Below are 23,207 nucleotides of genomic sequence, written 5' to 3' on the forward strand. Positions count from 1 at the left end.
ATACGCCTCCCCGCTGTCCACCCACCCAGCCGCCAGATACAACCCCATCGCCGCCACATTGTCCGTGTCCACCGACAACTCCAGCGCCTTGATCTGCGGCCACGCCTGCAGGGCCGCCGCCGGCAATGCCTGCAAACACGCTTTGCCAAACCCGCGCCCTTGCTGGTGCCGGTCCACCTGTAACGCGTGCAGCGTGGCGCTGTGTTCATCGGCCCAATGGGGCAGGCAGGGTGGGCGTTTGAGCAGCAGGAAGGCCACGGGCATTTCGTCGGCCAGTAGTGCAAAGCCTTTGATTGCGCCGGGCTTGGGGTTGACCAGCAGGCTGTTGAGCGCGCAGTAGATATCGCCGGAATATGCCAGTTGCTCGGGGTGCACTTGCAGGGTGTCGAGCTGCTGTTTTTGCACAAGGCTCAGCGTCTCATAGGCGACGAGGCGGGTTTCCATCGGGGGCGCATCCGAAATCCTACAAAGAGGCGTGGATTCTAGCGGGTTTGGCGTAGGCGAAATTATTTTTCAGTGGCGTGTCGATTTCATTCAAGGCCATTCGACCAGGAGTGTCCTTTGTGATTTTCCAACCCCCAGGAGTATCGCCATGAGCACTGCAATCACCACCCTGATCGAGCAATGGAAACAAGCCGTACTTGATCGTGATATCGACAAAATTGTCAGCTATTACGCCGACGATATCGTCTCGTTCGACGCCGTCACTGCGCTGCAATTCAAGGGCAAGGCCGCCTACCGCGCCCATTGGGATGAATGCATGAAGCATTGCCCTGGCCCGGGCATTTTCGAATTTCATGAGCTGCATATCGTTGAGGCGCCCGACAGCGCGTTTGCCCACTGGCTGGCCCACTGCGGCGGCGCCGGGCCGGATGGCGTGGTGAAGGCGTGCTGGATGCGCGTGACTGCCGGCTACCAGCGCATCAACGGGCAGTGGAAGGTGGTGCATGAGCACTGGTCGGCGCCCTTCGACATGGAAAGCGGCACGGCATTGTTCGACCTGAAACCTTGACCGCCACGAACTATAGTCAGTAGTCCGAAAACGGAGACCGCCATGAAATACCTCTGCCTGATCTACAGCAACGAAGAGGTGTTGCACACCTCGCCCGACAGCCCGGCGGACCCGGAGTGTTTTGCCTACGCCGAGGCCATCCAGGCCAGCGGCCGAATGCTCGCCGCCGAGCCGTTGGAGTCGGTGAGCACCGCCACCACCGTGCGCATGCGCAATGGCAAGCTGTCGATCACCGACGGGCCGTTTGCCGAAACCAAGGAACAGCTCGCCGGGTTTTACCTGATCGAGGCCAAAGACCTGAACGAAGCGATCCAGGTGGCGGGCGGCATACCGGCAGCCCGGGTCGGCAGTGTGGAAGTGCGCCCCGTGCGTGAATTGAATCTCTGAACACAACAACCACAAGATTTTAAGGAGGTTTACCCATGAATACCCAACCCGCTGAATTTGAACTGTCCATCAGCCGTTTGATCGACGCACCGCCAAGCAAGGTGTTTCGCGCCTGGACCACGCCCGAGCTGTTACAGCAATGGTGGGGGCCACACGGCATGACCACGCCGGAGTGCGAAATGAACCTGTGGGTCGGTGGTCTGTTTCGTACCTTGATGCGCGCGCCGGATGGCGCCGAATACCCGACCTCCGGCGTATTCCTGGAAATCAAGGCGCCGAACCGGCTGGTGTTTACCGATGCCTTTGCGCCGGGCTGGGTACCGTCGGGCAAGCCGTTCATGACCGCCGAAGTGACCTTCGAAGCCGTCGACGGCAAGACCCAGTACACCGCCCGCGCCATGCATTGGAGCGAAGCTGACAAGCAGGCCCACGAAGCCATGGGTTTCCATGACGGCTGGGGCCAGAGCCTCGACCGCCTGGTGGCTTTGGTGACCCAGGGCATGCCCGATTGACCCCGCAGGTCGAGGCGATTTACCGCAGCGAATCACGCCGCGTACTGGCGACGCTGATTCGCCTGCTGGGTGATTTCGACATGGCTGAAGAGGCGCTGCACGAGGCGTTTTTTATTGCGCTGCAGCGCTGGCCGCAAGACGGCGTGCCGGATAACCCACGGGCCTGGCTGGTCTCCACCGGCCGCTTCAAAGCCATCGACCGCCTGCGCCGACAGGCACGTTTTACCCCGTTACTGCAGGAGCAGGCCGACGCGCTGGAAGCGGCTGACTGGAGTGAGGAAGACGTGGAAGACGACCGCCTGCGCCTGATCTTCACCTGCTGCCACCCGGCGTTGGCACCCGACGCCCAGGCGGCGCTGACCTTGCGTGAGATCTGCGACCTCACCACCGAAGAAATCGCCCGCGCCTTTCTGGCCACGCCCACCACCATCGCCCAGCGCATCGTGCGCGCCAAGGGCAAGATCCGCGAAGCAAAAATCCCCTACCAGGTGCCAACCCTGGACGCGTTGCCCGAGCGTCTGGACAGCGTGCTGCGCGTGGTTTACCTGGTGTTCAACGAAGGCTATTCGGCGTCCATGGGCGCCGACCTCACCCGCGAAGACCTGACCCGCGAAGCCATTCGTTTGGGGCGTTTGCTGCTGGAGTTGCTGCCAGAGCCGGAGGTCATGGGCTTGCTGGCGCTGATGCTGCTGCATGAGTCGCGCCGAGCAACGCGCACCTCGGCCGACGGTGAGTTGGTGTTATTGCATGAACAGAATCGCGCAGTGTGGGACGCCTCCTTGATTGCTGAAGGCTGCGCACTGGTGGAGCAGGCGTTGAACACACGGCGTTTTGGCCCGTATTGCCTGCAAGCGGCAATTGCGGCAGTGCATGCCGAAGCGCCCCAGGCAGAGGACACGGACTGGCTGCAGATTGTCGGGCTTTACGACGTGTTGCTGCGCGCAGTGCCGTCGCCGGTGATCGAGCTGAACCGCGCTGTGGCGGTGGCGATGGGGCAGGGGCCGTTGGCGGGGTTGCAGTTGGTGGAGGGCATTTTGCAGCGTGGGGAGTTGCGCGATTATCACTTGGCGCATTCGGCGCGCGGGGAGTTTTGTCGGCAGTTGGGGCGGGTTGAAGACGCGCGGGAAGCCTATGAAAAAGCCCTCTCACTCACCCAGCAAACCCCAGAAAAACGCTTCCTCGAACGCCGCCTCGCCGAACTCAAACTTCCCATACAGTGAAAATCAAAACTGTGGGAGCTGGCTTGCCTGCGATAGCGGTGTGTCAGCCGCCAAATTCTAGACTGGCTCACCGCCATCGCAGGCAAGCCAGCTCCCACCTGGAACCTCAGTGTCTGGACAGGATCACTCCAGCATCTTGCCCAGCAACCAACTCCCCGCCGGCCCCGGTGGGTGGTGCCTTGACCAGAGCGCATCCACCGCCACCGAACGTGGCCAACTACGGGCCTTGAGTTCGACCAAGTGGTCGCCACCAAAACGCTCCACCAACCAGCGCGGAATCGGTGCCCAGCCAAACCCCAGCTGTGCCATCTCCATCAACATCAAGTAACTGGGCGCTGACCACACCCGCCCGCTGGGGCGGGTTTCAGTCGGGTTGATGATGCTGGCCAGGCGCAATTCGCGGTGTTGCTGCAAGGTCTGCGCCGGGATGTTCTTCAGCTTGGCCAAGGGGTGCGTGGGCGCCGCGAACAGGGCAATTTCGGTACGTTCTTCGACCGGCGCGCCGGTCAGGTCGGGCGGGTAAGTGTCTTGTTTTTCGATAAACGCAATCTGCGCCCGGCCGCTTTGCACCAGGGCGATCAGGTCTTCGCATTCGGCGATCAGGCATTCCAGCTCAAGGTCCGGGTGGCGCTGTTCGAAGGCCTTGAGGGCGATTTCAAACCGGTCGGACTGGTAAGTATCGGACATGGCGATGGTCAGCTTGGGTTCCAAACCCTGTGACAACTGGCTCGCCGCCAACTCCAGGCGGCTGCTGGCCTCCAGCACCTGCTCGGCGCGTTGCAATAACACATGGCCGGCTGGCGTAAGCGTCGGCTTGCGGCTGCTGCGATCAAACAGCACCACATCCAGATCAATCTCCAGGCTCGCCACCGCCGCGCTGACGGTGGACTGGCTTTTACCCAGCTTGCGCGCCGCCGCCGAAAACGAGCCTTGGGTAGCCGCCTGCACAAACGCCTGCAGCACTTCATTGGAGGCCATGACTATCGCCTATATCGATGGTTATTAGTTATGAAGTATCGAGTCAAAGGGTAATCATGGCAACCATCGTCACTCAAGGAGCCGGGTCGTGAACCCTACCAAGTCGATTACTGAACGTGTTTGCCAGGCCATTGGTTTTGAAGGGCTGGCCTTATTGATCTGTACGCCGCTGCTGGTCTGGATCACCGGCCGGCCGGCCCTGGAAATGGGCGCGGTGACCCTGGGCATCAGCCTGTTGGCACTGAGCTGGAACGTCATTTTCAACAGCCTGTTCGACCGCCTCAAAGCCCGCCTGCAATTGACCAGCGGCGGCTGGACCCGCGTGGTGCATGCGCTGTTGTTCGAAGGCGGCCTGATCATCCTGGCGGTGCCGTTGATTGCCGCGTTGATGAAGATCAGCCTGCTGGAAGCCTTCATCCTCGACATCGGCGTGCTGTTGTTCTTCCTGCCGTACACCTATGTGTACCACTGGGGTTATGACGTGCTGCGGGAAAAAATCGTACAGCAACGGCTGCCTAGCCAAGCTTGAGCGAAGCGACAAACTCCAGAAATGCCCGCACCTTGGCGGCGGGCAAGTGCCGCGACGGGTAATAGGCGTACAACGGGAAACGCTCGTCCGGCCAGTCGGGGAACAGCTCCACCAGGCTGCCGGCCTGGATCGCCGAGTCCAGGCCGAGGTCGAGCATCTGCGCCACGGCATGCCCGTGTTCACACACGCTGTATAAGGTGCTGGCGTCGTTGACCACCAAGCGGCCGCTGGTGCGCACAATCACTTGCTCGCCGGGCCGGTGGAATTCCCAGGCAAACGGGCGACCGGTTTGCGAGTCGCGAAAATCCAGGCACATGTGCCCGGTTTCCAGGTCTTGCGGAATCGCTGGTCGGCCGTATTGTTCAAGGTAAGTGGGAGAGGCCACGGTGAGCACGCGCACTTCCATCAGTTTGCGGGCGATCAGCGAGGAGGACTGTGGGATGCCGAAGCGAATGGCCAAGTCAAAGCCGTCGGCCACCAGGTCGCCGAGTTGGTCACGGGTGTGCAGGTCGAGTTGCAGTTGCGGGTATTGGCGCATGAAGTCGCCGAGTACAGGGCCAAGTACCAGCCGCGAAAAATACGGGTCGATGTTCACCCGCAAACGCCCGCGCACGGTGAGGGCGCTGTCGGCCGCCGAATGGGCGGCCTCCTCCAGCCCGGCCAACAGCGGGGCGATTTGCTGGTAGAAACGTCGCCCTTCGTCGGTCAATTGCACCGAGCGGGTGGTGCGGTCGAACAGGCGAATGCCGAGGCGTTTTTCCAGGCGGGAAATCGCCCGGCTGACCCCCGAAGGCGTCATCTCCAGGCTGTTGGCGGCGCGGGCAAAGCTGCCGCTGTCGACTACGGCGGCCAATACGCCCATGCCGCCGGCCAAGCCTGGATCAAAACTCATCGGTGATTGCCCGTCAGTGATCTGAAGGCATTGATGCTAGCGCAGAATGCTTACAGAAACATGCCGCCCGAGGCTTCGATGCGCTGGCCGGTGATCCAGTTGCTGCCATCGGCCAGCAGAATCGAAATTGCACCGCCAATATCGTCCGGCAAACCGGCACGGCCCAGGGCGGTGTTGTCGGCCACCATCGCATTCACCTGTGGGTTATCGCGCACTGCGCCGCCGCTGAAGTCGGTGGCAATCGCGCCGGGTGCCAGGGTGTTGACGGTGATGCCACGCGGGCCGAGTTCTTTGGCCTGATAACGCGACAGCACTTCCACGGCGCCTTTCATCGACGCGTAGGCCGCGTAGCCCGGCAGGCTGAACCGCGCCAGGCCGCTGGAGATGTTGATGATGCGCCCGCCATCGCTGATCAGCGGCAGCAGTTTTTGGGTGAGGAAAAACGGCGCCTTGAAGTGAATGGCCACCAGTTTGTCGAACTGCTCTTCGGTGGTTTCGGCAAAGCTGGCGTGAGCGCCGATGCCCGCGTTGTTGATCAGGAAATTAAAATTTTGCTGGGCGAAAACGTCTTTGAGCACCGTAGCGATTTGCCCGACAAAAGCATCGAAGCTGCCGCTCTGGCTGACGTCCAGTTGCAGCATGGCGGCGCGGCCGCCCAGCGCTTCAACCTGTGCCACCACCGCTTGGGCCTCAGTGGCGGCGCTGTGGTAGGTGCCGATGATATCCACGCCTTGTGCGGCAAGGTGCAAAGCGGCGCTTTTGCCAAGGCCACGGCTGGCGCCGGTGATGAGTGCGATTTTACGAGTCATGCGGTAGTCCTCATGGGTGATCAGTGGGACTGAGTGTATTTGTCCGCCTATAACGTGATAAACAGGCTGATATCGGAATCACTGGCCGGATAAGGCGAACAATCCCATGAACAAACTTGAGCTACTGCGCACCTTCGTGCGCGTCACCGAGCTGTCGAGTTTCACCCAGGCCGGCGAGAGCCTGGGCCTGCCACGCTCCACCGTGTCCGAGCACGTGCAGGCGCTGGAAGCATTGCTGGGTGCGCGCCTGTTGCAGCGCACCACGCGCACCGTGCAAGCCACCCAGGACGGCCGCGTGTTGTATGAGCGCAGCAAGGATTTGCTCGCGCACATGGAAGAGCTCGAAGGCCTGTTTCGCCAGGATGAAGCGCAATTGGCCGGGCGCATTCGGGTGGATATGCCCAACGCCATGGCGCGCGGCCTGGTGATGCCGCAGCTGCCCTCGTTCATGGCGCGCCACCCGTTGGTGGAGATGGAAATCAGCAGTTCGGATCGCCAGGTCGACGTGATTGCTGAAGGCTTTGATTGCGTGGTGCGCGTGGGCGCGCAACCCGATCAAAGCGTGGTTGCGCGCAAGGTGTGCAGCATGCCGATGGTCAACTGCGTAAGCCCCGCGTACCTGCAACGTTATGGCGTGCCCGAAACCATTGCCGATCTGGCGCAGCATCAACTGGTGCACTACGTGCGCCCGCTCGGTGCGCGCTCGGCCGGGTTTGAATACCTGCTGGGTAACAAGGTGCAGCGCGTGGCCATGGCCGGGCGCGTGACCGTCAGCAGCACCGATGCCTACCAGGCGGCCTGTCTTGGCGGCTTGGGGATTATCCAGGTGCCGCTGCTCGGCATTCGCGATTTATTGGCCAGTGGCGAGTTGGTTTCGGTGTTGGCGGACTACCTCGCACCGCCGCTGGACGTCTCCATGCTCTACGCCGGCCAGCGGCATTTGCCGTTGCGGGTGCGGGTGTTCATGGAGTGGCTGGCCGCTACCTTGCAGGCGCGTATTTAACGCCGAGCCGACAACTGTTGCGGTGCCAGGAAGGCGTCGTGGAAGTAATCGCGGAACGCTTGCATCGCCGGGGTAAACGCGCGCTCGCGGTGCCAGGCCAGGCCGACGCTCATGGGCGTGACGGGGTCGGTGACGGTCAGGGTTTCGATGCGCTTGCCTTCCAGCGACCACGGCCGGTGCACCAGATCCGACAAAATCGCCACGCCGCTGCCATTGGCAACCATGCTGCGCACCGCCTCCACCGAACTGGTGCGCAGCCGCACGTTGGGCGTTTGCCCGGCCTGTTCCCAGTAGCGCATGGCACTGTGCTCAGCTTCGTCGACGGTCAGCAGGATGTAAGGCTCTTGCGCCACATCCGCCAGGCTCACGGCACCGCGCTCGCACAACGGGTGATGGCTGGGCAGCCACAGGCGGCGTTCGGAGTTGAACAGGATTTCCGAGACGATATCCGCGTGAGTCAGGTTGGCGGTGAGCACCACGGCCATGTCGAACTGGCCGTCGAGCAGGCCATGTTCAATGGCCTGGCGCTCCTGCTCGAAGACGTCGATGGTCACGTCCGGGTGCCAGTGTTGCATGCGTTGCAAGTGATGCGGCAGGAAGTAACCCAACACTGTGTAGCTGGCCGCTACCCGCAATACGCCGCTGGCGCGGTAGTCGGGCAGTGGGCTGTTGAGGGCGTCGTCCACGCTGCGCACGATCACATAGGCGCGGTTGAGAAAATGCCGCCCGGCGTCCGTGAGGTTCATGCCCTGGGCCGAGCGCACGAACAACTGCACGCCGAGCATCGCCTCCAGTTCCTTGATCGCGGTGGTCACCGCCGACTGGGAGATGTTCAGGTGAATGGCGGCCTGGGAAATCTGGCCGATTTCGGCGGTGGCGACGAAGTAGCGCACTTGGCGCAAGGTCAGGGACATGGCTTTCTCCGATCGTTCCCACGCTCTGCGTGGTAACGCCTCTTGTGACGCTCTGCGTCACGCTTTGGGACGCGGAGCGTCCTGGGCTGCATTCCCACGCGGAGCGTGGGAACGATCTTTGGGTATCTGATTTTCAGAAGATGGGTCATCTGATAATAGATCTTCCCAAGGGGTCAAGCCCCAGCCTACTTTCAGTCATCTTCTTTTGGCGGAGCGACCTCGATGCAGGCAGTGGATTTCAATTCGGACATGGGCGAAGGCTTCGGCCCCTGGACCATCGGCGATGGCGTCGACTTTGACCTGATGGCCTACATCAGCTCGGCCAATATCGCCACCGGCTTCCACGCCGGCGACCCCGGCACCATGCGCCGCACCGTCGAACGCGCCAAGCAACTGGGTGTGGGCATCGGCGCGCATCCGGGCTTTCGTGACTTGGTGGGGTTCGGCCGTCGGCACATCAACGCACCGGCCCAGGAACTGGTGGATGACATCCTCTACCAACTCGGCGCGCTGCGCGAAATCGCGCGTGCCCAAGGTTTGACATTGCAACATATCAAGCCCCACGGCGCGCTTTATATGCACCTGGCCCGCGACGAAGAAGCGGCGCGGCTGCTGGTGCAGAACCTGCAAATCATCGAGCCGACGCTGTTGCTGTATTGCATGCCCAACTCGGTGATCTGGCGCGTGGCCAAGGAACTGGGGCAACCGGTGGTGCGCGAGTTTTACGCCGACCGTGAGTACGATTTAAGCGGGTCCATTGTGTTTACCCGCAATGTGCGTGCACTGGACCCTGCAACCGTTGCGGCGCGCGTCCTGCGTGCTTGTCAGACTGGCCGGGTGCGAACCGTAGAAGGCGAAGACCTGTTGATCGAATTCGACTCCATCTGCCTGCACAGCGACACGCCCGGCGCGCTGGAACTGGTGGAAGCCACCCGCGAAGCCCTGGATCAGGCCGGGATTGAAGTCAGATCACCTCAATAAGCACCCCAATAAAAATATCGCAACAGCACTTTTTGCCTGCCTTTCTACAATGATTCCAAGAGGAACAGACATGGCTGAAACCACCCCCATCCGCTACAGCTTCGGCGGTGATGAACACCTGTTTGCCGAGGTCAGCGACAGCATGTCCCTGGAGGCCTTTTTCACAGGCATGGCCGTGACCCGCGCCGTGGAGCGCCTGGCGTTGGAGGGCGTGCTGGATGTGTGCCTGGCCAATGCATCGTTCCAGATTCGTTTCGACCCCGACCGTATCGCGCCGCATGTGCTGCTCGACGCCGTGCAAAGCGCCGAAGCCCAGGCCGTGGCCGAGCGCACCTTGCACACGCGCGTCATCGAAATCCCGGTGCTCTACAACGACCCCTGGACCCACGAAACCCTGATGCGCTTTCGCGACCGCCACCAAGACCCCAGCGGCACCGACCTGGAGTACGCCGCACGCATCAACGGCCTGGCCGATGTGGACGCGTTTATCGCCGCCCACAGTGGCGCGCCGTGGTTTGTGTCGATGGTCGGGTTTGTTGCGGGCTTGCCGTTCATGTTCCAGATGGTCGAGCGCGAGCGGCAATTGCAGGTGCCCAAGTACCTGCGTCCGCGCACCGACACGCCCAAACTGACCCTCGGCCATGGCGGCTGTTTCGGTTGCATTTACTCAGTGCGCGGCGCGGGTGGTTACCAGATGTTTGGCGTAACCCCGGCGCCGATCTACGACCCGACGCAGCAGTTGGCGTACCTCAAGGAACACATGGTGTTTTTCCGCCCGGGTGACATCGTGCAGTTCAAACCGATGGACCGCGACGCCTACGATTTGGCGGTGGCCGAAGTGGAGGCTGGGCGTTTTGATTTGCGTATCCGCCCGGTGGAATTTTCCCTGGATGCGTTTCTCGCCGACCCCATCGGCTACCCGAAAACCCTGCAGGAGGCGCTGGCATGATCAAGGTCCTCAAACCCGGCCTCGCCACTTCTGTGCAAGACCTTGGCCGTGAAGGTTATTACCACTTGGGCATTCCGCCTTCGGGCGCTCTGGACCAGTACGCATTGAGTGCGGCCAACCATTTGGTCGGCAACCCAGCCGGTGCGGCGGGCCTGGAGTGCACACTGATCGGCCCTGAACTGGAGTTTCGCCAGGACGCATTGGTGGCGCTCAGTGGTGCGCTGATGTCGCCGCGTCTGGACGGCGAAGTGGTGCATCAAGACACCGCCTTTCAGGTCCGCGCCGGGCAAGTGCTGCGCTTTGAGTTTCCCAAGGCTGGCGCGCGCACGTATCTGGCGGTGGCCGGTGGCATCGACGTGCCGCGGGTGCTCGGCAGCCGCTCGACGTACACCCTTGGTGCGCTCGGTGGGTTTGAAGGGCGACGCTTGCAGGAAGGCAATGAACTGCCGATCGGCGAGGCCAGCGGAACAGGCCGCTCGGGCAATAGCTTACCGATGGCCTTGCGCCGTTCGGTCGGTGGCGACGTGACCCTGCGCGTGGTGCCAGGGCTGTATTACGAGCGCCTGACGGATGCGGCAAAAAGCAGTTTTTTTGCTGAGCCGTGGACGGTGGGCTCCGAGGCGGATCGCATCGGCTATCGCTTCAAGGGCGGCAGCGCCTTGAGTTTTCAACCACGCGAACAACCGTTTGGTGCTGGCTCGGACCCCTCGAATATCGTCGACAGTTGCTACCCGATCGGTTCGATCCAGGTGCCGGCGGGGTTGGAGCCGATTGTGCTGCACCGCGATGCGGTGTCGGGTGGCGGCTACGCGATGATCGGCACAGTGATCAGTGCCGACCTCGACTTGATCGGGCAGATGCAGCCGAACCAGCGGGCGGGGTTTGTGGCGGTGACACTGGAGGAAGCACTGGAGGCGCGGCGGATCTACAAAAAGCGCTTGAAGGCCATGGCTGGATTGTTCAATCACTGACACACCCTAAAACCCATGTGGGAACAGGTTTGTGTGGGAGCTGGCTTGCCTGCGATGCAAGCGCCTCGGTCTGTCAGTTGAACCGAGGTGATGCCATCGCAGGCAAGCCAGCTCCCACCGAGGTCAGAACAGCTTGGTGAACAGCCAGTACAGGCTGCCCGACAGCAAAATCGCCGCCGGCAACGTCAGCACCCAGGCCATCAGCAGATTGCGGATGGTCTTCATCTGCAAGCCACCGCCATTGGCCACCATGGTGCCTGCCACACCCGACGACAACACATGGGTCGTCGACACCGGTAGCCCGAACATATCCGCGGCACCGATGGTCAGCATTGCCACTGTCTCGGCCGAAGCGCCTTGGGCGTAAGTCAGGTGGGTCTTGCCGATCTTCTCGCCCACCGTGACCACGATGCGCTTCCAGCCGACCATGGTGCCCAGCCCGAGCGCGATGGCCACGGCGATCTTCACCCACAGCGGGATAAAGCGTGTGGACGCGTCGATCTGGTCTTTGAACAGTTTCAGCTTGCCTTGGGTGTCGGCGTCGAAGTTGCCGACCTTGCCCTTGTCCATCAAGCGAATGGTTTCACTGGTCAGGTACATGTCGTTGCGCACGTTGCCGACGGCTTCAGCGGGGACTTTGGCCAGGGAGCCGTAGCCTTTTACTTCGTCACCAATCTGGCCGGCGAGGGCGGCGAGGGCCGGCACCAGTTCCGGGGTGGCTTCCTTGGTGCGCACATAGGTCGAGAGAATCGGCCGTGGGTCGCCCGGTAATACTTGTGGTGCGCTTTTCACCAGTGCCACTTGGGTCACTTCAGCCACCGCAGCAAACTGCAAGGACTGCTCGGCCGGCATGGTGCGGTTCAGCGCGTACGCCATCGGCAGCGTCCCCACCAGGATCAGCATGATCAGGCCCATGCCTTTTTGCCCGTCGTTGGAGCCGTGGGCGAACGACACACCGGTGCAGGTGGCGATCAACGCACCGCGAATCCACCATGGCGGCGGGGTGTCGCCCTTGGGGGCCTTGTACAGCGAGCGGTTTTTGACAAAGGCGCGCAGCGCCAGCAACAGCAGGGCGGCAAACGCAAAACCGATCAGCGGCGACAGCAGCAGGGCATAACCGATCTTGGTGGCTTGGCTCCAATCCACACCGCTGGTGCCATCACGGCCGTGCATCAGGGCGTTGGCGACGCCGACGCCGATGATCGAGCCGATCAGGGTGTGCGATGACGAGGCTGGCAAGCCCAGCCACCAGGTGCCGAGGTTCCACAGGATCGCCGCGATCAGCAGCGCAAAGATCATGGCGAAGCCGGCCGAGGAACCGACCTGCAAAATCAGCTCGACCGGCAGCAAGGCGATGATGCCGAACGCCACCGCGCCGCTGGACAGCAGCACGCCGAGGAAGTTGAAAAAGCCCGACCATACCACCGCAAAGTGCGGCGGCAACGAGTTGGTGTAGATCACCGTCGCCACGGCGTTGGCGGTGTCGTGGAAACCATTGACGAACTCAAAGCCCAGGGCAATCAACAGCGCCACGCCCAGCAGCAGGAACGGCGTCCAGGTGGTGACCACGGTGCCCAGTTCGGTCATGTCGTGCATCAGGCTGTAGGCGGTAAACAACAAGCCCATGGCGAGCACGGCGAAGAAAATGATCACCGTGAGCAGGCCGGGTTTTGTATCCAGCCGGGGTTTGGGGTCTGCGTGTGTGGCGGTGTTGGAAGCGGTCAGGGAAGGGGTGGCCATGCCGGAGCATCCAGTGTGGGGAGGATGGTCTTGATGATCATTGCAGAATGTTACAGAGATGCTGCGGTAGGTCAGTGTTTAAGGAATTGAGCCTACCGCTGATCTATAAAACACCAGAAGGCTAATGTCAGAGTGCAATCAATGTGGGAGCTGGCTTGCCTGCGATAGCCATAGGCATCTACACAACCGGTTAACACGAAGTCTGTGGCAGGTGGGTTGTTGTGGCGAGCAGGCTTGTCCTGCGTTGGGCTGCGGAGCGGCCCCAGTAAGGGCACCGCAATTTTCCTGAAAGTACTCAGTGTTTGGGTTTGGGGCCGCTTCGCAGCCCAACGCAGGACAAGCCTGCTCGCCACAGGAGAATGTGGCGGCCTTCAAAAGGCTGCGATAGCGGTGCATCAGGCAATGAACAGTTGGCTGGTAGATAGCCATCGCAGGCAAGCCAGCTCCCACAATTTGACTGTATTGCAATTCAATAGTCTTTGCGCTTACGGAACGCCCAGCGCCCGGCAATCAGGGTAAACGTCGCCACCAGCGCCACCAGGATCCAGAACCCTTCCGGGTCGGTGGAAAGCGGCACGCCGCCCACGTTCATGCCAAAAAAACCGGCGATGATATTGATCGGCAGCGCCAGCACCGTCACCACGGTGAGGGTAAACAGCGTGCGGTTGCTTTGTTCGTTGAGGTTCGCGGCGATTTCTTCCTGCAACAGCTTGATGCGTTCGCCCAGGGCCGTGAGGTCGTTGATGATCAGCGCAAACTCCTCGGTGGATTTGCGCAACTCCTTCACGTCTTCCTTTTGCAGCCACTGCGGCGGGCGGTTGAGCAGGCGCAGGAGCGAGCCCGGCTCCAGTGCCAGCAGACGTTGCAGGCGCACCAGCACCCGGCGTGCGGCACCCAGTTCGGCGCGGTTGGTGGACAGGCGCGAGGACAGTAACTGGTCTTCGATATGGTCGACGCTGATACTGGTCTTACGCACGATCTGCGTGAGCACCTCACCCTGGTCGCGCAACAGATGCACCAGCAGTTCCAGTGGCGAACGAAAGCGTTCACCGGCCTTCACCGACGAGCGCAATTTATCCACCGAGTGCAGCGGTTGCAGGCGCGCACTCACCAGCAAACGGCTGCGGGCGCAGACCCACAGCGTGGAGATATCCGACGAAACCATGCTGCTGAAGTTGAACACCACGTCGTTGACCACTGCGAGCAAGGCCGAGTCGACGTGTTCGATACGCGTGGAGCGCGAGCCTTCGTGCAGGGCTTCGAAAAACTCGTCGGGCAATGACAGGTTGGCCTGCATCCAGCGCTCGCAGGCGGCGTGGGCCAGGTTCAGGTGCAGCCACAGGAATTCTTCCGGGTCTTGCGGCGCTTTTAACGCGGCCAGCGCGGTCGCTGAATCAATTTGCTCGCCCTTTTCACCGGGCCGAAAACGAAAACCGTAAAGCAAGCCAAACAGATCGGGATCCTGGTGGCTGTGGTCGATGCTGTGGTTCATGGAGGCTCGCAGAGAAAGCGCCTGTAGGACGTTTCACAGGTTCGCGTGGGCGAATCATTGCAAGGCGGGATGACGATTTTGTGACAGTTTGAAAACTCGCTCAGCGGGTTTCCAGGCGCAGGCCTGCGCTTTGTCGGTGTAATTTGATCAACCCTCCGTGATGGCTGGCGAGCAGGCATAAAAAAACCGCGCCACTTTAAACGTGGCGCGGTTTTTTAAACGATGACTCAGGTGTCCAGTTTGTCTTCCAGCACGGCGCCGGTCTTGGCGTCGAGCTTCACTTCAAACCGTTTGCCGGCGGTGTCGGTCAAGTCAACTTCGTATACCAATACACCGTTTTTGTGGTCCAGCTCGGTGTCAGTGATGCTGGCACCGGCGTGTTTGGCCACGGCGGCGGCGTTGAGTTTTTCGAACGGCATCACGGCGCCGGACTTGAGCAAACCTTCAATGTGGTCCGGGCGAACATCCGCCTGGGCCAACCCGGCAGTCAGGGTCAAGGCGGTGGCGGCGAACAGGGCGGTCAGGGTTTTCATGGTGTGTGTCCTTTTTCGGTGAGCTGTTTAAGTGGCGCCAGATTAACCAGCGCAACTTAATTCATCCTTAATGGCGCAATGACACCCACCAATTACTCAGTAGCCGTTGTCCTTGAGCAGGTCCTGCACGCTCGACGAAGGCCAGCGCTTGTAGAACTTCAGCAGTTCGGCGGCGCGGTTGGTGAAGATGCCGTCAACGCCGGCTTTCATGACTTTTTCGAAGTCCACGGGCTCATCGACGGTGTAGACGTGCACCAGCAGGCCTTTGTCGTGGGTCAGCTTGTTCATCTCAGGCTTCACCAGGTCGGTGTAGCTCTGGTCGCCGTGGTTGGTCAGCTCGGCCGAAGGGCCGGTGCCGATGGCGCCGAGGCTCTTGGCTTCGTCCACCCACTTTTCGAACTCGGCGGCGTCTTTTGGCTCTTGCTTGGCGTAGTAGGCGGCCTTGGTGGTTTCGCCGGACTCAGCGAAGGTTTGTGCCGATTTAGGCTCGATGCTGCCTGGGCCAACCCACAACAGCAGGATTTTCGGGGTGTTGGGCATTTCTTTCTGCAGCTCTTTCAAGCTGTCTTTTTCAAACGTCTGCAGCACCACGCGGCCTTTGCCCTGGCCCACGCCGGTGTTGCTCTTGCCCAGCTTGGAACCGGCGGAGCTCAACCAGCCTTTATCAAGCAGCTTGTTTTTCAGGTCGGCTTCGATGCCCGGGAACTGCTTGGGCTCCTTGGTCTCGATGTACAGGCCTGGTTTGTGCTGCGGGTTGCCTTCGGCGATCTTGATGATCTCGTCCAGGCTCTGGATTTTCAGGCCAACAAACGCCGGGCGGGCACGGTCCGGGTAAGCGGCGTTGAACCAGCTGCCGGCGTCCAGGGTGCGCAGTTCGGCCCAGGTGAACTCGTTGGCCGGGGCGTCTTTGCGCTCGGGGAACTTGGTGGCCACGTCGGTGGTGCGTTGCAGGTTGTTGTCGTGCAGGGCGAACAGTACGCCGTCTTTACTGCGCTGCAGGTCCATTTCCAGGTAGTCGGCACCCAGGTCGCGGGCGAGCTTGTAGGACGCCGCGGTGGATTCGGGGGCGTCGTAGGATGCGCCACGGTGAGCAATGACAGCCGGGTACGGAATGCCTTCGTTTGTCGCCAATTCAGCCGGGCTGATCGGGTCGGCAGCCTGTGCCTGACCAAGGCCGAGCATCAGAGCGAGCAGCAGGGCGCTCTTGGTAAACGTGACAGGCATATGCGAAGTCCTTTCGTGGAGGTAACTTTGAGAAGGCGTCCTTTTTAACAATTGATTGCGAAAGGCGCTATCACCAAACCGACATTAAGGTACTCACGAGGCATTTTTGTGGGTTTTTTTGTGCTGTGTTGCAGTATTCTTGGCCAAAGCTGCCCCGTTAGAGGGCAGTAATTTCTGCCACGCGTGTAAACCATCTTTCCAGTCCCTGTGGGACTTTTCAGTGAGGTTTACCATGCGCATCACTTCCGAGCTTATCTGCCAGGCCGCCGACCAACTCCAGGGTTTTGTCGGCCTGAACCGTAAAACCGGCTACTACATCGTGCGTTTCAGCGAAGACGCCTTCGGCATGGACGTGGCCGATGACGGCATCATCCCCACTGCCGAATTTGTCTGGCTGCCGGCCGCCGACCACACCATGACCCTGTCGCGCGAGCGCCTGCAGTTGCTGCTGGACCAGAATATCGATGACCGTATCAACATCACCGAGCCGTTGCGCGTGTATATGCGCCGGGTGGAGATCCCGCAGATCAGTGCGTTGCGCAGTTTGGTGAGCTAGGTCCAGTCAAGTGGAGAGCAACCTGTGGGGCTTGCTCGCTAAGGCGGCCACCTGCTCGATCACCATTGTCCTGAGACACTTCGGTCTAATTGTGGGAGCTGGCTTGCCTGCGATGCAGACACCTTGGTGTATCAGGCACACAGAGTTGATGCTATCGCAGGCAAGCCAGCTCCCACAGGTTTTTGCAGGGGGCTTGAGGCTGTGTTTCAACGCTCGAAGGTGTAAGCCCGCTCGACCTTGCACACGCGGGTGTGAAACGCCGAATACCAACTGGCGCGGCCTTGCTCGCGCACTTGGCTGTGTTCGGTTTGTTGCTTCCAGGCCAAAATCGCCGCTTCGCTTTCCCAGTAGGAAACGGTGATGCCCAAGCCGTCTTCCCGCGCCGACTCAACACCCAGAAACCCCGGTTGTCCGCGCGCCAGTTCCAACATACGGTTGGCGGCCTGGCTATAACCTTGATCGCCTTCGGTACGCAACGAGCTGAAAATCACGGCGTAATGGGGCGGGGGGGGTGTGGTGGCGATCATACCGATTGCGCCTGGCAGGCTTTGAGCAGGGCAACCGCCAGTGGCGGCGTAATTCCTCTAAGTGCCGCGCGTTCGGGCTGAAACAGGGTGGCGACGAAAAACGGATGGCCCAGCAGTTCGACGGCACGCAGATCGCCCGCCGAATCGTGGCCACTGGGGATCAGGTCGCCCTCGAGTAATGCCTGGGCGAACTCGGGGTTGATGCCGTAGCTGCAACGGTAGCCTTCCTCCGTTTCCAGGCTGGCGTAAGCCTCGGCGATACGCGTGTAGGGCACCAGGCGGATGCTGCCGGTGGCTTCGACCAGGGAACACGCAAGCGGCGTGATAACCGCGCGCCTGGCCTCGGGTGCCAGTTCGCCATGCTCCGCATCCGCCCAGCCCAGCACGTTGCGGGCATATTCGATGACCGCGTGTTGAAAACCACCGCAGGTGCCCAGGAATGGGCGTTTTTGCTCGCGGGCAAAACGAATCGCCCGCAGTGCGCCGTCGGCATCACGGTAGGGGCTGGCGGGCACGCACCAGAAGCCGTCGAAGGCATGCAGTTCGGTGGCCGGGGTGATCGAGTCGGTCTCCAGCCAGTGCAACTGCACGTTCAGGCCCAAGGCGCCGGCAGCCTGTTGCAGCGCCACGGGGATGGCCTGGTGGGCCGTTACGTCGGGGTTGTAATCACCGATCAGGGCGAGGTGCAGGGTGGTGGTTTTCATCGTGTACGTCCCATGGCTTGTGGTGTCCTGGGGCGAACTATAGATTGGCGCTCACGCAATCAAAATTGGCGTTTGCCCACATGCTCAATGCAGCCACGCACTATCAGCTCGATTACCCGGACCTGTCGCTGATTCTCGCGCTGGTGCGTGGCGGCACCTTGGCGCGGGCGGCGGCGCTGCTGCGGGTGGATGTGTCCACGGTGTTCCGTGCCGTGCGACGGCTGGAGGCGGCCCTGGGCCAGACCCTGTTCGAAAAGAGCCGTGCCGGCTACCTACCCACCAGTTTGGCCAGCCACCTGGCGCAGCAGGCCGAACAGGCCGAGCAAGCGCTGGAAGCGGCGCGCATCGGGGTGGAGCAGGGTGGTGAAGTAATCAGCGGCACCGTGCGCCTGACCTGCACCGACTCGGTGCTACAGGGGTTGCTGCTACCGGCGCTGGCGCAGTTCATGCCGGCCTACCCGGCGTTGATCCTGGAGTTGAGCACGTCCAATGATTTTGCCAACCTCAGCCGCCGCGACGCGGACATTGCGCTGCGCCTGACCAAGACGCCGCCGGAGCATCTGGTTGGCCGCCGACTGGGCACCGTGGCCTATCAGGTGTGTGCCAGCGCCGGTTATGCCCGCCAAAACCAGGGGCGTGAGTTGTCCGAGCTGGCGTGGATCGCGCCGGATGACTTTTTGCCCGATCACTCCACCGTGGCCTGGCGGCGTGAGCACCTACCGGGTGTGCGTCCCAGTTATCGCTGTAACAGCATGTTATCCGTGGCCGAACTGGTACGCGCAGGGCTGGGCGTGGCGGCGCTGCCGGACTTTCTGTTGGAGGACGGTTTGCAACCACTCGGCCCCGCGCTGGCGGGGCGTGATACGGCGCTATGGCTGCTGACACGCCCGGACTGCCGGGCACTGCGCTCGGTGGTGACCTTGTTTGATGAGTTGGGGCGGCATATTCGGCTGCCTTGAGCATTGTGGCGAACGGGCTTGTTGTGGCGAGCGGGCTTGCCCCGCGTTGGGGCGCGCAGCGGCCCCAAAACCAGACGCCGCGGTTTTTGCTTTAAGTACCGCATCGACTTTACTGGGGCTGCTGCGCAGCCCAACGCGGGGCAAGCCCGCTCGCCACAACAAGCCCGCTTGCCAGCCCCAGGAGAGTTCCTCTGGGTAAACGTCTCAGGGTTTTCGCACAAACTGCTCATGCATTTCGCACGTCAACGTCTCGATACGCTCGGTCAGTTGCTTGGTCATTTCCGTCAGCCGGGTGTTCTGCTCCAGCAATTCCAGTAACTGTTTGGTGGTTTGCGCGGCCTGGGCCTGGCGTTCGGTATTGGCAATGGCCAGGGCTTCGCGGTGTTGCGCATCGGCGTCGGACTGGGCTTTGTCGCGGGCGGCCTGGCGTGTCTGGGCCAGCAGGATCAGCGGCGCGGCGTAAGCCGACTGCAGGCTGAACGCCAGGTTGAGCAGGATGAACGGGTACACGTCAAAATGCGTGACGCCGGTGATGTTGAGCACCACCCACACCACCACGATCGCGGTTTGCGCGCCGAGAAAGGTCGGCGTGCCAAAGAAGCGTGCGAAGGCTTCGGCCTTGAGGGCAAAGGTGTCGTTGCCAAAGGTCGGCGCCAGATGGGCGTGGCCGCGGTGGAAGCGCAGGTGATCGACAGGTACGGCGTCTGGCTTGTCGGGGGTCATGGCGGGCTCGAATCCTAAGCGTTAAGACAAGCTAGCACTATAGACCGCGCCCCCCGACACACACATGAAGAACCGGTCAGGTGTTGCCGCGCTCGTTGGCGAACGCGCTCACCGCTTGCACCGCCTCGGTGGTGCCTTCGCGAATCTGCAGGATCACCGTGCCTGCGCGGTTCGCCAGGTCGACCCCCAGCGCCGCGCGGTCGCGGGTGCTGTCCATGCTCTCGATGGCTTGGCGGGTCTCGTCCTGGATCATCGCGATCATGCTGGAGATTTCCGCCGTCGAGCCGCTGGTGCGGGCTGCCAGTTGCCGCACCTCGTCAGCCACCACGGCAAAACCACGGCCTTGCTCACCCGCGCGTGCCGCCTCGATGGCGGCGTTGAGGGCTAGCAGGTTGGTCTGGTCGGCGATCCCGCGAATGGTGTTGACGATGGCGGTGATCTGCTGCGAACGCTCACCCAGCTTGGCGATCAGTTGCGAGGAGGTGTCGATGTCGGCGGCGATTTCGCGCATGCCACTGGCGGTTTGCTGAATCACGTCGGCGCCTTTTTCGGCCACATCCCGGGTATTCAGGGAAATATGGTAAGCCTGGGCCGCGCTGGCGGCGTCGGCTGCGTGCTGTTGCACCCTGGCGGTGACGTCAGAGGCGAACTTGACCACTTTGCACAGGCGCCCGCTGGCGTCGTACACCGGGTTGTAGTTGGCTTCGAGCCACAGGGTCTGGCCGTGTTTATCAACGCGCTCGAACTGGCCGTTGAACAGTTCGCCCTGGTTCAAGCGTTTCCAGAACTCGGTATACGCCGCGCTGTTGGCCAGCTCCGGTGTGCAGAACATGCGGTGATGTTTGCCCTGGATCTGCGCCAGGCTGTAGCCCATGCGCTGCAGAAAATTGTCATTGGCGGTGATGATGGTGCCGTCGAGGTTGAATTCGATCACTGCCATGGCACGGTCGATGGCGCCCAGCTTGGCGTTGGCTTCGCTTTCGGCCTGCAGGCGCGGGGTGACATCCATGGCGTACTTCACCACTTTGATCACTTGGCCCGTGTCATCGCGCACCGGGTTATAGCTCGCTTCCAACCATACTGACTGGCCATTGCCGGCCAGCCGCTCAAAGGTGCCGGACTGGAAGTGGCCATTGCGCAAGTTCGTCCACAACTGGTTGTACTCGGCGCTGCGGGCGAACGCGGGTGTGCAGAACATCCGGTGTGACTGGCCCAGGATCTGCTCGGCGCGGTAGCCCATGGTCTTGAGGAAGTTGTCATTGGCACGCAGCACGCTGCCTTGCAGGTCAAACTCGATAACGGCCATGGAGCGCTCAATCGCGTCGAGAAGGCTGGCCTGCTGGGCATTGGTGTATTGCAGGGTACTGATGGTTTTTTTATGGGCGTTAAATAGCATGTTCGAGGGCTCGGGGAAGCACGCGTCAGAGGTATCCATGAATAGGCGCCTGACCCCGTATGGCCCTGGGCCTTACGGTTGACTTGCTCATTGTCAGCTTCCTGGTGCTGACAGAGGGGGCGGAACAAGGGGTTCAGAGTGATCAGCCTGCCAAGAAGTTCGCCGTTAGGGCAGGACCATTTTTGGGCAGGCGACCAGTGGCGGCATTATGCTATCGCTGCGAGGCGCGGGCGGAAGATTCAGACGAGGTGTTATCGGACAACTCAAGCGGAATGGGCGACCACGTAATCGCTGACATTCACCCGGTTACGCCCGGTTTCCTTGGCTGTGTACAGCGCACGGTCCGCCGCGTTGAGCCACATCGCGGCATCGCTGAACAGTGGCTGGAAGTCGGCCAGGCCAATGCTCAGGCTCACGCGCAACTCCGGGATCTGGGCATTACGATAGTTGCCGAATGTTTCGCGCATGCGTTCCATGACTTTTGCGGCTTCTTCCAGCGGCATTTGCGGCAAAATCACACAGAACTCATCGCCGCCATAGCGGCCGGCCAAGTCGTTTTCCCGCAGGTGCAGGCGCAACTCTTGGCTGAGTTGGCGCAACACCGCATCACCGACGATATGGCCGTAGGTGTCATTGATCTGCTTGAAGTGGTCGATGTCGATCAGCGCGATAGTGGCGTGGCTGCTTTGCTGCTGGCACTTATGGAACTTGAGGTTCAACAGGTCTTTCCACGAGCCATGGTTGAGCAGGCCGGTGAGGCTGTCGATACGGCTCAGGGCGCTGAGGGCGCGTTTGTGTTCCGAGAGCTTGATCGCCAGTTGGTAGCAGACCATACCGATGGCCATCGGGTAGAGCGTCAGCATCGGCAGGCAGGTGTAGACCTGGCTGAGGCTGACATTGGGGTTGAACTTGACCCCGAACAAACCCCACGCCACCGCGGTACCTGCCGCTTGCGCCAGCAGCCCGCGCAGAAACAGGCGTTTGCCGCCGGCCGCGACATTGTTCATGGTCATCATCGACAGCACGGTCACGGCCGTCAGGGGCGTGAACTGGGTGGCGGCGGCCCAGAAACCACCGAACAACGAGTCATAGAGCAGGTTGCGCTGTTCAGCCTGATAGGGAAACTGCGAACGGGTCGAGAGTTGATACGCCACATGCGCCCAGGCATAGCCATTGAACAGCAGGAACGCCCACACCCAGCCCGGCATCGCCAGGGGGTAAAGGGCGCCGGCCACACTGATACAACCGATACCCAGGCCGATGATCCTTGGCTTGTAGATACGTCTGGCAAATGAAAGCCCTTTGCCTCGTCTGTTTTCCATAGTGTTCCGGGTCAGCTCTGTTTTGCGGGTACGACAACGTGCGTCAGCGGGTAGAACCGTTGATCGGATATTAACGGTGAATATTGTCAGTTATTCGCGTGGGAATAATCAGTGTCCTTCCAGGCCATTTGCGCAGCACAGCGTGGGAATACGCCAAAAGCGACCTGGAATGTCGCGTCTGTAACAGGGTTTACTGCGGCCTTGGTGTGCGCACTTCGTAACCGGCCAGGAACAGGTCGATGGCTGACTCGATCACGCTGGCCTGGCAGGCGGCGTCGAGCACAGGTTGGCCCAGGGTGATCTGCGGCCAGAACGCGAATGCCTTGAGCAGGCTTTGTATCTGGTGGGCGGCGAAGGCGGGGTCGGTGCAGGACAGCCGGCCGTCTTCCTGCGCGGCGCGCACCCACTGGGTGAAGCCTTCTTCGCGCTTGCTCAGGCGGTTGACCATGTCTTGTGCGCGTTCCGGCGAATGGATGGTGGCGGCAATCGCGACACGGGCCAGGTCGAGGAAGTTGGCGTCCGACATCATCAGCATCTTGGCCTCCAGTAGCCCGCGCAATTGCTCGCGCAGCGGGCGGTCGCTGGCGTAGCTCACGTCCAGTTGGGCAACGCTGCTGGCCCACAACTGGTGGAGGATTTCGGCAAACAACTCTTCCTTGCTGGGGAAGTGGTTGTACACCGTGCGCTTGGAAACGCTGGCGGTGGCGGCGATTTTGTCCATGCTGGTGACCTCGAATCCATTCGCGCGAAACTCGGTAATAGCGGCAGCCACAATGGCTTCGCGTTTACGATCGGTGAGGCGCAGAGGTGCAGTCATGGTCGGCTCTAAGGCTCTAAAAGGAAATTACACTCGGTAGTTTACTTGCTCAGGGTT

26 protein-coding genes and 1 pseudogene are annotated in these 23,207 nt (G+C 61.3%); 11 read left to right on the plus strand and 16 right to left on the minus strand.

The window, feature by feature from the left end:
• On the minus strand, nucleotides 1-444 hold a 444-nt coding region (locus GIW48_RS18620), incomplete at its 3' end, for a GNAT family N-acetyltransferase (protein ID WP_236472965.1).
• A gap of 148 nt (nucleotides 445-592) precedes the next feature.
• Here GIW48_RS18620 and GIW48_RS18625 point away from each other — a divergent pair.
• Genes GIW48_RS18625 through GIW48_RS18640 form a run of 4 tightly spaced genes read left to right on the plus strand, consistent with a single transcriptional unit; the run spans nucleotide 593 to nucleotide 3,131 of the window.
• Complete coding sequence (locus GIW48_RS18625; protein ID WP_099550465.1) at nucleotides 593-1,012, plus strand: YybH family protein; 420 nt, start codon at nucleotides 593-595, stop codon at nucleotides 1,010-1,012.
• A gap of 42 nt (nucleotides 1,013-1,054) precedes the next feature.
• Nucleotides 1,055-1,399, plus strand: coding sequence for a YciI family protein (locus GIW48_RS18630; RefSeq protein ID WP_017135434.1), 345 nt, complete (start codon nucleotides 1,055-1,057; stop codon nucleotides 1,397-1,399).
• Between the two features lie 35 nt (nucleotides 1,400-1,434).
• Complete coding sequence (locus GIW48_RS18635) at nucleotides 1,435-1,911, plus strand: SRPBCC family protein (protein WP_017135435.1); 477 nt, start codon at nucleotides 1,435-1,437, stop codon at nucleotides 1,909-1,911.
• A complete protein-coding gene (locus GIW48_RS18640) occupies nucleotides 1,908-3,131 on the plus strand; it encodes an RNA polymerase sigma factor (RefSeq protein ID WP_236472964.1) in 1,224 nt (407 codons plus the stop codon). The genes GIW48_RS18635 and GIW48_RS18640 overlap by 4 nt, the downstream gene beginning before the upstream one ends.
• Before the next feature lie 123 nt (nucleotides 3,132-3,254).
• Here GIW48_RS18640 and GIW48_RS18645 read toward each other — a convergent pair whose 3' ends face one another.
• Nucleotides 3,255-4,109, minus strand: a complete 855-nt coding sequence (locus GIW48_RS18645) for a LysR family transcriptional regulator (RefSeq protein ID WP_099550467.1) — start codon at nucleotides 4,107-4,109, stop codon at nucleotides 3,255-3,257.
• Between the two features lie 88 nt (nucleotides 4,110-4,197).
• Here GIW48_RS18645 and GIW48_RS18650 point away from each other — a divergent pair, with 88 nt between their 5' ends.
• A complete protein-coding gene (locus GIW48_RS18650) occupies nucleotides 4,198-4,638 on the plus strand; it encodes a multidrug/biocide efflux PACE transporter (RefSeq protein ID WP_177033286.1) in 441 nt (146 codons plus the stop codon).
• Here the strand turns inward: GIW48_RS18650 and GIW48_RS18655 are convergent.
• Complete coding sequence (locus GIW48_RS18655) at nucleotides 4,625-5,530, minus strand: LysR family transcriptional regulator (RefSeq protein ID WP_236462561.1); 906 nt, start codon at nucleotides 5,528-5,530, stop codon at nucleotides 4,625-4,627. The genes GIW48_RS18650 and GIW48_RS18655 overlap by 14 nt on opposite strands.
• Nucleotides 5,531-5,580: 50 nt before the next feature.
• A complete protein-coding gene (locus GIW48_RS18660) occupies nucleotides 5,581-6,339 on the minus strand; it encodes an SDR family NAD(P)-dependent oxidoreductase (RefSeq protein ID WP_236462564.1) in 759 nt (252 codons plus the stop codon).
• Between the two features lie 106 nt (nucleotides 6,340-6,445).
• Between GIW48_RS18660 and GIW48_RS18665 the strand changes: the two genes are divergently transcribed.
• On the plus strand, nucleotides 6,446-7,342 hold the full coding sequence (locus tag GIW48_RS18665; RefSeq protein WP_236462567.1) for a LysR family transcriptional regulator: 897 nt from the start codon (nucleotides 6,446-6,448) through the stop codon (nucleotides 7,340-7,342).
• Here GIW48_RS18665 and GIW48_RS18670 read toward each other — a convergent pair.
• Nucleotides 7,339-8,256, minus strand: coding sequence for a LysR family transcriptional regulator (locus GIW48_RS18670; RefSeq protein WP_017137886.1), 918 nt, complete (start codon nucleotides 8,254-8,256; stop codon nucleotides 7,339-7,341). The two genes, GIW48_RS18665 and GIW48_RS18670, sit on opposite strands and share 4 nt — an antisense overlap.
• A gap of 222 nt (nucleotides 8,257-8,478) precedes the next feature.
• On the opposite strand from GIW48_RS18670, the gene GIW48_RS18675 reads away from it, so the two are divergent.
• The 3 genes from GIW48_RS18675 to GIW48_RS18685 all read left to right on the plus strand — a co-directional run bounded on the left by GIW48_RS18675 (nucleotide 8,479) and on the right by GIW48_RS18685 (nucleotide 11,157).
• Nucleotides 8,479-9,237: a 5-oxoprolinase subunit PxpA gene (locus GIW48_RS18675; RefSeq protein ID WP_017137885.1), complete on the plus strand. Its 759-nt coding sequence runs from the start codon at nucleotides 8,479-8,481 to the stop codon at nucleotides 9,235-9,237.
• Between the two features lie 70 nt (nucleotides 9,238-9,307).
• Nucleotides 9,308-10,186 (plus strand): 5-oxoprolinase subunit B family protein, encoded by an 879-nt coding sequence (locus tag GIW48_RS18680; RefSeq protein WP_236462570.1) that lies wholly within the window; start codon nucleotides 9,308-9,310, stop codon nucleotides 10,184-10,186.
• Nucleotides 10,183-11,157: a biotin-dependent carboxyltransferase family protein gene (locus GIW48_RS18685; RefSeq protein WP_236462574.1), complete on the plus strand. Its 975-nt coding sequence runs from the start codon at nucleotides 10,183-10,185 to the stop codon at nucleotides 11,155-11,157. The genes GIW48_RS18680 and GIW48_RS18685 overlap by 4 nt, the downstream gene beginning before the upstream one ends.
• A 123-nt stretch (nucleotides 11,158-11,280) precedes the next feature.
• Here GIW48_RS18685 and GIW48_RS18690 read toward each other — a convergent pair whose 3' ends face one another.
• The 4 genes from GIW48_RS18690 to GIW48_RS18705 all read right to left on the minus strand — a co-directional run bounded on the left by GIW48_RS18690 (nucleotide 11,281) and on the right by GIW48_RS18705 (nucleotide 16,146).
• Entirely contained in the window at nucleotides 11,281-12,897 is a 1,617-nt protein-coding gene (locus tag GIW48_RS18690) for an inorganic phosphate transporter (protein WP_017137882.1), read from the minus strand.
• 469 nt (nucleotides 12,898-13,366) lie between these two features.
• On the minus strand, nucleotides 13,367-14,389 hold the full coding sequence (locus tag GIW48_RS18695) for a transporter (protein ID WP_017137881.1): 1,023 nt from the start codon (nucleotides 14,387-14,389) through the stop codon (nucleotides 13,367-13,369).
• Nucleotides 14,390-14,616: 227 nt separating this feature from the next.
• Nucleotides 14,617-14,922, minus strand: a complete 306-nt coding sequence (locus tag GIW48_RS18700; RefSeq protein WP_017137880.1) for a PepSY domain-containing protein — start codon at nucleotides 14,920-14,922, stop codon at nucleotides 14,617-14,619.
• Nucleotides 14,923-15,018: 96 nt separating this feature from the next.
• The gene (locus GIW48_RS18705) at nucleotides 15,019-16,146 is read right to left on the minus strand and encodes a glycerophosphodiester phosphodiesterase (RefSeq protein WP_017137879.1); all 1,128 of its coding nucleotides are present in this window, start codon (nucleotides 16,144-16,146) and stop codon (nucleotides 15,019-15,021) included.
• Nucleotides 16,147-16,378: 232 nt separating this feature from the next.
• Between GIW48_RS18705 and GIW48_RS18710 the strand changes: the two genes are divergently transcribed.
• On the plus strand, nucleotides 16,379-16,702 hold the full coding sequence (locus GIW48_RS18710) for a DUF2025 family protein (protein WP_017137878.1): 324 nt from the start codon (nucleotides 16,379-16,381) through the stop codon (nucleotides 16,700-16,702).
• 206 nt (nucleotides 16,703-16,908) lie between these two features.
• Here the strand turns inward: GIW48_RS18710 and GIW48_RS18715 are convergent, their stop codons facing one another.
• Together GIW48_RS18715 and GIW48_RS18720 are read right to left on the minus strand one after the other, a co-directional pair.
• On the minus strand, nucleotides 16,909-17,229 hold the full coding sequence (locus GIW48_RS18715) for an antibiotic biosynthesis monooxygenase family protein (protein WP_236490676.1): 321 nt from the start codon (nucleotides 17,227-17,229) through the stop codon (nucleotides 16,909-16,911).
• Nucleotides 17,226-17,933 (minus strand): CTP synthase C-terminal region-related (seleno)protein, encoded by a 708-nt coding sequence (locus GIW48_RS18720; protein WP_236462577.1) that lies wholly within the window; start codon nucleotides 17,931-17,933, stop codon nucleotides 17,226-17,228. The genes GIW48_RS18715 and GIW48_RS18720 overlap by 4 nt, the downstream gene beginning before the upstream one ends.
• Before the next feature lie 80 nt (nucleotides 17,934-18,013).
• Between GIW48_RS18720 and GIW48_RS18725 the strand changes: the two genes are divergently transcribed.
• On the plus strand, nucleotides 18,014-18,892 hold the full coding sequence (locus tag GIW48_RS18725) for a LysR family transcriptional regulator (protein WP_236462581.1): 879 nt from the start codon (nucleotides 18,014-18,016) through the stop codon (nucleotides 18,890-18,892).
• A 204-nt stretch (nucleotides 18,893-19,096) separates the two neighbouring features.
• Here GIW48_RS18725 and GIW48_RS18730 read toward each other — a convergent pair whose 3' ends face one another.
• The 5 genes and pseudogenes from GIW48_RS18730 to GIW48_RS18745 form a co-directional block, all read right to left on the minus strand.
• Entirely contained in the window at nucleotides 19,097-19,615 is a 519-nt protein-coding gene (locus GIW48_RS18730) for a DUF1003 domain-containing protein (protein ID WP_099550475.1), read from the minus strand.
• 76 nt (nucleotides 19,616-19,691) lie between these two features.
• On the minus strand, nucleotides 19,692-20,240 hold the full coding sequence (locus tag GIW48_RS29960) for a methyl-accepting chemotaxis protein (protein WP_442963558.1): 549 nt from the start codon (nucleotides 20,238-20,240) through the stop codon (nucleotides 19,692-19,694).
• A pseudogene (locus tag GIW48_RS29965) lies at nucleotides 20,241-21,050 on the minus strand (PAS domain-containing protein); the annotation flags it as partial.
• A 224-nt stretch (nucleotides 21,051-21,274) separates the two neighbouring features.
• A complete protein-coding gene (locus GIW48_RS18740) occupies nucleotides 21,275-22,333 on the minus strand; it encodes a diguanylate cyclase (RefSeq protein ID WP_017137872.1) in 1,059 nt (352 codons plus the stop codon).
• A 190-nt stretch (nucleotides 22,334-22,523) separates the two neighbouring features.
• The gene (locus tag GIW48_RS18745; RefSeq protein WP_099550477.1) at nucleotides 22,524-23,150 is read right to left on the minus strand and encodes a TetR/AcrR family transcriptional regulator; all 627 of its coding nucleotides are present in this window, start codon (nucleotides 23,148-23,150) and stop codon (nucleotides 22,524-22,526) included.
• Nucleotides 23,151-23,207 lie beyond the last annotated feature (57 nt).

The organism is Pseudomonas sp. PA-6-3C, assembly GCF_021605825.1.
GTDB classification, from domain to species: Bacteria; Pseudomonadota; Gammaproteobacteria; order Pseudomonadales; family Pseudomonadaceae; genus Aquipseudomonas; species Aquipseudomonas edaphica.

Excerpts from the sequence above, each read along its gene's own strand:
- GIW48_RS18625 (WP_099550465.1), top strand. The coding sequence starts at position 593 with ATGAGCACTGCAATCACCACCCTGATCGAGCAATGGAAACAAGCCGTA.
- GIW48_RS18630 (WP_017135434.1), top strand. The coding sequence starts at position 1,055 with ATGAAATACCTCTGCCTGATCTACAGCAACGAAGAGGTGTTGCACACC.
- GIW48_RS18635 (WP_017135435.1), top strand. The coding sequence starts at position 1,435 with ATGAATACCCAACCCGCTGAATTTGAACTGTCCATCAGCCGTTTGATC.
- GIW48_RS18645 (WP_099550467.1), bottom strand. The coding sequence starts at position 4,109 with ATGGCCTCCAATGAAGTGCTGCAGGCGTTTGTGCAGGCGGCTACCCAA.
- GIW48_RS18655 (WP_236462561.1), bottom strand. The coding sequence starts at position 5,530 with ATGAGTTTTGATCCAGGCTTGGCCGGCGGCATGGGCGTATTGGCCGCC.
- GIW48_RS18660 (WP_236462564.1), bottom strand. The coding sequence starts at position 6,339 with ATGACTCGTAAAATCGCACTCATCACCGGCGCCAGCCGTGGCCTTGGC.
- GIW48_RS18665 (WP_236462567.1), top strand. The coding sequence starts at position 6,446 with ATGAACAAACTTGAGCTACTGCGCACCTTCGTGCGCGTCACCGAGCTG.
- GIW48_RS18670 (WP_017137886.1), bottom strand. The coding sequence starts at position 8,256 with ATGTCCCTGACCTTGCGCCAAGTGCGCTACTTCGTCGCCACCGCCGAA.
- GIW48_RS18675 (WP_017137885.1), top strand. The coding sequence starts at position 8,479 with ATGCAGGCAGTGGATTTCAATTCGGACATGGGCGAAGGCTTCGGCCCC.
- GIW48_RS18680 (WP_236462570.1), top strand. The coding sequence starts at position 9,308 with ATGGCTGAAACCACCCCCATCCGCTACAGCTTCGGCGGTGATGAACAC.
- GIW48_RS18685 (WP_236462574.1), top strand. The coding sequence starts at position 10,183 with ATGATCAAGGTCCTCAAACCCGGCCTCGCCACTTCTGTGCAAGACCTT.
- GIW48_RS18690 (WP_017137882.1), bottom strand. The coding sequence starts at position 12,897 with ATGGCCACCCCTTCCCTGACCGCTTCCAACACCGCCACACACGCAGAC.
- GIW48_RS18695 (WP_017137881.1), bottom strand. The coding sequence starts at position 14,389 with ATGAACCACAGCATCGACCACAGCCACCAGGATCCCGATCTGTTTGGC.
- GIW48_RS18700 (WP_017137880.1), bottom strand. The coding sequence starts at position 14,922 with ATGAAAACCCTGACCGCCCTGTTCGCCGCCACCGCCTTGACCCTGACT.
- GIW48_RS18705 (WP_017137879.1), bottom strand. The coding sequence starts at position 16,146 with ATGCCTGTCACGTTTACCAAGAGCGCCCTGCTGCTCGCTCTGATGCTC.
- GIW48_RS18710 (WP_017137878.1), top strand. The coding sequence starts at position 16,379 with ATGCGCATCACTTCCGAGCTTATCTGCCAGGCCGCCGACCAACTCCAG.
- GIW48_RS18715 (WP_236490676.1), bottom strand. The coding sequence starts at position 17,229 with ATGATCGCCACCACACCCCCCCCGCCCCATTACGCCGTGATTTTCAGC.
- GIW48_RS18720 (WP_236462577.1), bottom strand. The coding sequence starts at position 17,933 with ATGAAAACCACCACCCTGCACCTCGCCCTGATCGGTGATTACAACCCC.
- GIW48_RS18725 (WP_236462581.1), top strand. The coding sequence starts at position 18,014 with ATGCTCAATGCAGCCACGCACTATCAGCTCGATTACCCGGACCTGTCG.
- GIW48_RS18730 (WP_099550475.1), bottom strand. The coding sequence starts at position 19,615 with ATGACCCCCGACAAGCCAGACGCCGTACCTGTCGATCACCTGCGCTTC.
- GIW48_RS18740 (WP_017137872.1), bottom strand. The coding sequence starts at position 22,333 with ATGGAAAACAGACGAGGCAAAGGGCTTTCATTTGCCAGACGTATCTAC.
- GIW48_RS18745 (WP_099550477.1), bottom strand. The coding sequence starts at position 23,150 with ATGACTGCACCTCTGCGCCTCACCGATCGTAAACGCGAAGCCATTGTG.